Here is a 5,456-nt window from a genome sequence, read left to right as displayed (position 1 = left end):
GCCACGACAGGATAACCGTGCCCAGGGGAGGGCGACCCCCCTCCGGGGGGGGGGGGGGGGGGGGGGGGTCCCGCCCCCCCCCCCCCCCCCCCCCCCCCCATACCGCCTCGGTGGAACCTCTCAGGCCACGAAGCTCCGCGGTGCGTCCGCCGCCGCACCCGCCCCCGACCGCACCAGCTCCACCGCCGCCGCGAGCCGGACCGCCGCCTCCTCCGCGACCGGTCCGCCCACCGTGAACGGCAGCCGCACATACCCCTCGAACGCCCCGTCCACCCCGAAGCGCGGCCCCGAAGGCACCCGTACGCCGACCCGCTCGCCCGCCACCGCCAGCCGGGAGCCGGAGATGCCTCCCGTGCGCACCCAGAGGGTCAGCCCGCCGCGCGGCACCGCGAACTCCCACTCCGGCAGCTCCCGGCGCACCGCCGCGATCAGCTGGTCGCGGTTGTCCCGCGCCTGGTCTCGCCGCATCTCCACCGCCTGCTCCCAGCCGCCCGTGCCCATCAGCCAGTTGATCGCGAGCTGTTCCAGGACCGGGGTGCCCATGTCGGCGTAGGCGCGGGCGGAGACCAGCGAGCGGATGACGTCGGGGGCCGCCCGGACCCAGCCGATCCGCATCCCGGCCCAGAACGCCTTGCTGGCCGAGCCGACGGTGAGCACCGTGCTGCCCGCCGGGTCGAAGGCGCAGACCCGGCGGGGCATGGCGACGCCGGCGTCGAGGCGGAGTTCGGTCATGGTCTCGTCGACGACCAGGACGGTGCCGGCCGAGCGGGCGGCGTCGACCAGGTCGCGGCGCTGCTGCTCGTCCGCGAGCGCGCCCGTCGGGTTGTGGAAGTCGGCCACCACATAGGCGAGCCGGGGCGCCGCGTCGCGCAGCACCTGGCGCCACCGGTTCATGTCCCAGCCGCCGATGCCCTCCTCCATCGCGACCGGGACGAGCCGGGCGCCCGCCTCACGCATGAGCTGGAGGATGTTGGCGTAACTGGGGGACTCGACCGCGATCCGTTCGCCGCGGCCCGCGAAGAGGTGGCAGATGGCGTCGATGGCGCCCATCGCCCCGGTGGTCACCATGATCTGTTCGGGCATGGTCGGGATACCGAGCGCGGTGTAGCGCTCGGCGATCATCTGCCGCAGGGCGGGCAGCCCGGCCGGGTAGTCGCCGTGCGTGTGGGCGTACGGGGGCAGTTCCTCGACCGCCCCCTGGAAGGCCCGGGTCAGCCAGGGCTCGGGGGCGGGCAGGGAGGCGCAGCCCAGGTCGATCATCGAGCCGAGCGACTCCGGGGGCAGCGGTTCCAGCCCCCGGGCGGGCAGCGGGTTGCCGGCCGGGACGGCGGTCCAGCTGCCCGCCCCGCGCCGCGACTCCAGGAACCCCTCCGCGCGCAGCGCCTCGTAGGCGGCGGCGACGGTGGTGCGGCTGACGGAGAGGGCGAGGGCCAGCTCGCGTTCGGCGGGCAGCCGGGCGGCGACCGGAACCCGGCCCTCCAGCACCAGGAGCCGTACGCCGTCGGCCAGCGCGCGGTAGGCGGGCGGCTTCCGTCCGCCGGGTCCGGTGGGCCGGGGCTGCTGGGCCTGGAGCTGCCGGGCGAGCTGGGCCGCCCCCACGGTCGAAGTCCACTGCGCCATCGAAATCAGTCCACCTTCCTCGAATTGGCCATGTCTGGTGGCCGATCCCCTGCCACAGAGTGACACGCAGCAGTCCACTACCACCACACCAGGGGGCAACACGTGTCCAGGACCACCGCCCGGAGCACCACCCACCTCACCCGGCGGCTGGTCCAGCTGTACGCCGGTCTGACGCTGTACGGGGCGAGTTCGGCGCTGCTGGTCCGCGCCGAACTGGGTCTGGAGCCGTGGGGCGTCCTCCACCAGGGCCTCGCGGAGCTGACCGGCATCTCGATCGGGGTCGTCTCCATCATCGTGGGCGCGATCGTGCTGCTGCTCTGGATCCCGATGCGGCAGCGGCCGGGGCTCGGCACGGTCTCGAACGTCTTCGTGGTGGGCCTGGCGATGGACGGGACGCTCGCCCTGGTCGGGGAGGTGGACGGCCTCGGGGCCCGGATACCGGTGATGGTCCTGGGGATCGTGCTCAACGGGGTGGCGACCGGCCTCTACATCGCGGCCCGCTTCGGACCGGGACCGCGCGACGGGCTGATGACCGGGCTCCACCAGGTGACAGGCCGCTCGATCCGGCTGGTCCGCACGGCGATCGAGGTGGCCGTCGTCGTCACCGGCTTCCTGCTCGGCGGCTCGCTCGGGGCCGGTACGGTCCTGTACGCACTGGCGATCGGCCCGCTGGCCCAGCTCTTCCTGCGGGTCTTCCAGCTCCCGGCGCCCACCACGACAACTACCGGGTCGTCGGACCCCGCTCTCCCCACGTCCACGACGGCGGCCACCCCCACGCCGCCCGCCGGACCCGCCCCTGTTGCCACCCCTCCATCCGGGCAGGCCATACTGCCGCAGTGAAACCGAGCCGCCACCCCTATCTCGACCACGCGACACCCCTCGCCTTCGCCCACCGCGGCGGGGCGGCGGACGGCGTGGAGAACACCGCGGCCGCCTTCCGCCGGGCGGCCGCGGCGGGCTACCGCTACTTCGAGACCGACGTCCACACCACGGCGGACGGCCGCCTCGTCGCCTTCCACGACGCCACGCTGGACCGGGTCACCGACGCCACCGGCCGGATCTCCGCCCTGCCCTGGAGCGAGGTGCGCCGGGCCAGGGTCGGCGGCACCGAACCCCTCCCCCTCTTCGAGGAGCTGCTGGAGGAGTTCCCCGAGGCCCGCTGGAACGTGGACCTCAAGGCGGAACCGGCCCTGGAACCCCTCCTGGAGCTGATCCGCCGGACCGACGCCTGGGACCGCGTCTGCGTCGGCTCGTTCTCCGAGGCCCGGGTCGCCCGCGCGCACCGCCTCGCGGGCCCGCGCCTGGCCACCTCGTACGGGGTGCGCGGCGTCCTGGGGCTGCGGCTGCGCTCGCTGGGCATCCCGGCCGCGCTGCGTACGGGGGCGGTCTGCGCGCAGGTTCCGGAGCGCCAGGGCGGCATCCCCGTGGTCGACGCCCGCTTCGTCCGCACCGCGCACGCGCTGGGGCTCCAGGTGCACGTCTGGACGGTCAACGAACCCGAACGGATGGCGGCCCTCCTGGACCTCGGGGTGGATGGCATCATGACCGATCACATCGAGACGCTGCGTACGGTGCTGAGCGCGCGGGGGGCCTGGTCCTGACGCCGGGCCCGTCCGCGTCCGCACGCGAGAACCGAGGGGGCGCGGGTTGAGCACCGGAACCACAGGAACAGCCGAACCGGCCGGCCGGCCGCCGGGCGACGGGGCGGCGACGGCCCGCAAGAGGGAACAGCGCGGCTGGTACTTCTACGACTTCGCCTGCTCCGTCTACTCCACCAGCGTGCTGACCGTCTTCCTCGGCCCCTATCTGACGTCGATCGCCAAGGCCGCTGCCGACCCCGACGGCTTCGTCCACCCTCTGGGCGTCCCCGTGCGCGCGGGCTCGCTCTTCGCCTACTCGGTCTCGGCCTCGATCGTGGTGGCCGTGGTCCTGATGCCGATCGTGGGCGCGGCGGCCGACCGTACGGGACGGAAGAAGCCGCTGCTGGCGGCGGCCGCGTACACGGGGGCGGCGGCGACCGCGGGGATGTTCTTCCTGGACGGCCACCGCTATCTGCTGGGCGCGTTCCTGCTGATCGTGGCGAACGCGTCGATCTCGGTGTCGATGGTGCTGTACAACGCCTATCTGCCGCAGATCGCCACCCCCGAGGAGCGCGACGCGGTCTCCTCGCGCGGCTGGGCCTTCGGCTACACCTCGGGCGCCCTGGTACTCGTCCTCAACCTGATCCTCTACACCGGCCACGAGTCCTTCGGGCTGGCGGAGTCCGACGCGGTACGGATCTGTCTGGCGTCGGCGGGTGTGTGGTGGGGCGCGTTCACCCTCGTACCGCTGCGCAGGCTGCGCGACCGGCGGGTGGCACCGGACGGCGAGGGGGCGGTCGGCTCCGGCTGGAAGCAGCTGACGGCGACCCTCAAGGACATGCGGCGCCATCCGCTGACGCTCTCGTTCCTGCTCGCCTATCTCGTCTACAACGACGGCATCCAGACCGTGATCTCCCAGGCCTCGCTGTACGGTTCCGAGGAGCTGGGTCTGGAGCAGTCCACCCTGATCGTCGCGGTGCTGCTGGTGCAGGTCCTGGCGGTGGCCGGAGCGCTCGGGATGGGCCGGCTCGCCCGGCTGTACGGCGCCAAGCGCACGATCCTGGGCTCGCTCGTCGTGTGGACCGCGATCCTGGTCGCCGCCTATCTGCTGCCCTCGGACGCGCCCGTCTTCTTCTTCGTTCTCGCGGCGGCCATCGGACTGGTGCTGGGCGGCAGCCAGGCCCTGTCCCGTTCGCTCTTCTCCCATCTGGTGCCTCGCGGCAAGGAGGCGGAGTACTTCTCGGCGTACGAGATGAGCGACCGGGGCCTGAGCTGGCTGGGGCCCCTGGTGTTCGGTCTGGCGTACCAGCTGACCGGCAGCTACCGGGAGGCGATCATCTCGCTGATCGCGTTCTTCGCCCTCGGTGCGGTGCTGCTCGCGAGGGTGCCCGTACGGCGTGCGATCGAGGCCGCGGGCAATCCCGTTCCCGAACGGATTTAGACGTTGAAGTCAAAGGCCGGTAGTGTACGCCTTTGGCCTGCCCGGAGGACCGTTACTGCGAGTGGAAGCGGCCCGACCGTTGGGTGACAACACCCACGAGAGGTGACAAACCGGGCAAGGGTGGGTACTCAACCCAGATACAGCAGCGGCACGAACGGGCGACGCATGACCGGCGACGGGAATCTTTGCCACCGACCGGACGTTGACCGGATGACGACGACAGCGACATTTTGTCCTGTGGGCGACAAGCCCGGGAGGCACGATTCATGAGTGAGCGAGCTCTTCGCGGCACGCGACTTGTGGTTACCAGCTACGAGACGGACCGCGGCATCGATCTGGCCCCGCGCCAGGCGGTGGAGTACGCATGCCAGAACGGACATCGGTTCGAGATGCCGTTCTCGGTGGAGGCGGAGATTCCGCCGGAGTGGGAGTGCAAGGCGTGCGGCGCCCAGGCACTCCTGGTGGACGGGGACGGCCCCGAGGAGAAGAAGGGCAAGCCTGCGCGTACGCACTGGGACATGCTCATGGAGCGGCGTACCCGTGAGGAGCTGGAGGAGGTGCTGGCCGAGAGGCTGGCGGTCCTGCGCTCCGGCGCCATGAACATCGCCGTGCACCCGCGGGACAGCAGGAAGTCCGCCTGACCCTCGACCGCGTACCACCGCCGCGTGATCCCGCACTCCGCGGGAGAGCGCACCGAGCGCGACAACAGCACAGCAGTCAGAGCCGCGGGGGGGGGGGGGGGGGGGGGGGGGGGGGGGGGGGGGGGGGGGGGGGGGGGGGGGGGGGGGGGGTGGAGCTGGTGGTGGTGTGGTGGG

At 72.6% G+C, this 5,456-nt stretch carries 5 protein-coding genes; 4 read left to right on the top strand and 1 reads right to left on the bottom strand.

The features are described from left to right. Positions 1-120: 120 nt before the first annotated feature. Positions 121-1,620 carry an SCO1417 family PLP biosynthesis transcription factor gene (locus AC0682_RS01945; protein WP_478530475.1) on the bottom strand — a complete coding sequence of 500 codons (1,500 nt, stop codon included), beginning with the start codon at positions 1,618-1,620 and terminating at the stop codon, positions 121-123. Positions 1,621-1,722: 102 nt separating this feature from the next. On the opposite strand from AC0682_RS01945, the gene yczE reads away from it, so the two are divergent. The 4 genes from yczE (at position 1,723) to AC0682_RS01925 (ending at position 5,282) form a co-directional block, all read left to right on the top strand. Beyond that, entirely contained in the window at positions 1,723-2,460 is a 738-nt protein-coding gene (gene yczE, locus AC0682_RS01940; protein ID WP_254813031.1) for a membrane protein YczE, read from the top strand. Further along, positions 2,457-3,221 (top strand): glycerophosphodiester phosphodiesterase family protein, encoded by a 765-nt coding sequence (locus AC0682_RS01935; RefSeq protein WP_478530474.1) that lies wholly within the window; start codon positions 2,457-2,459, stop codon positions 3,219-3,221. The genes yczE and AC0682_RS01935 overlap by 4 nt, the downstream gene beginning before the upstream one ends. A 46-nt stretch (positions 3,222-3,267) precedes the next feature. Next, positions 3,268-4,641, top strand: coding sequence for an MFS transporter (locus AC0682_RS01930; RefSeq protein WP_478530473.1), 1,374 nt, complete (start codon positions 3,268-3,270; stop codon positions 4,639-4,641). Between the two features lie 266 nt (positions 4,642-4,907). Further along, on the top strand, positions 4,908-5,282 hold the full coding sequence (locus AC0682_RS01925; protein ID WP_003959706.1) for an RNA polymerase-binding protein RbpA: 375 nt from the start codon (positions 4,908-4,910) through the stop codon (positions 5,280-5,282). Positions 5,283-5,456 lie beyond the last annotated feature (174 nt).

It is taken from the genome of Streptomyces sp. NPDC043746 (genome assembly GCF_056436485.1).
This window is presented reverse-complemented; position numbering and strand designations above follow the sequence as displayed.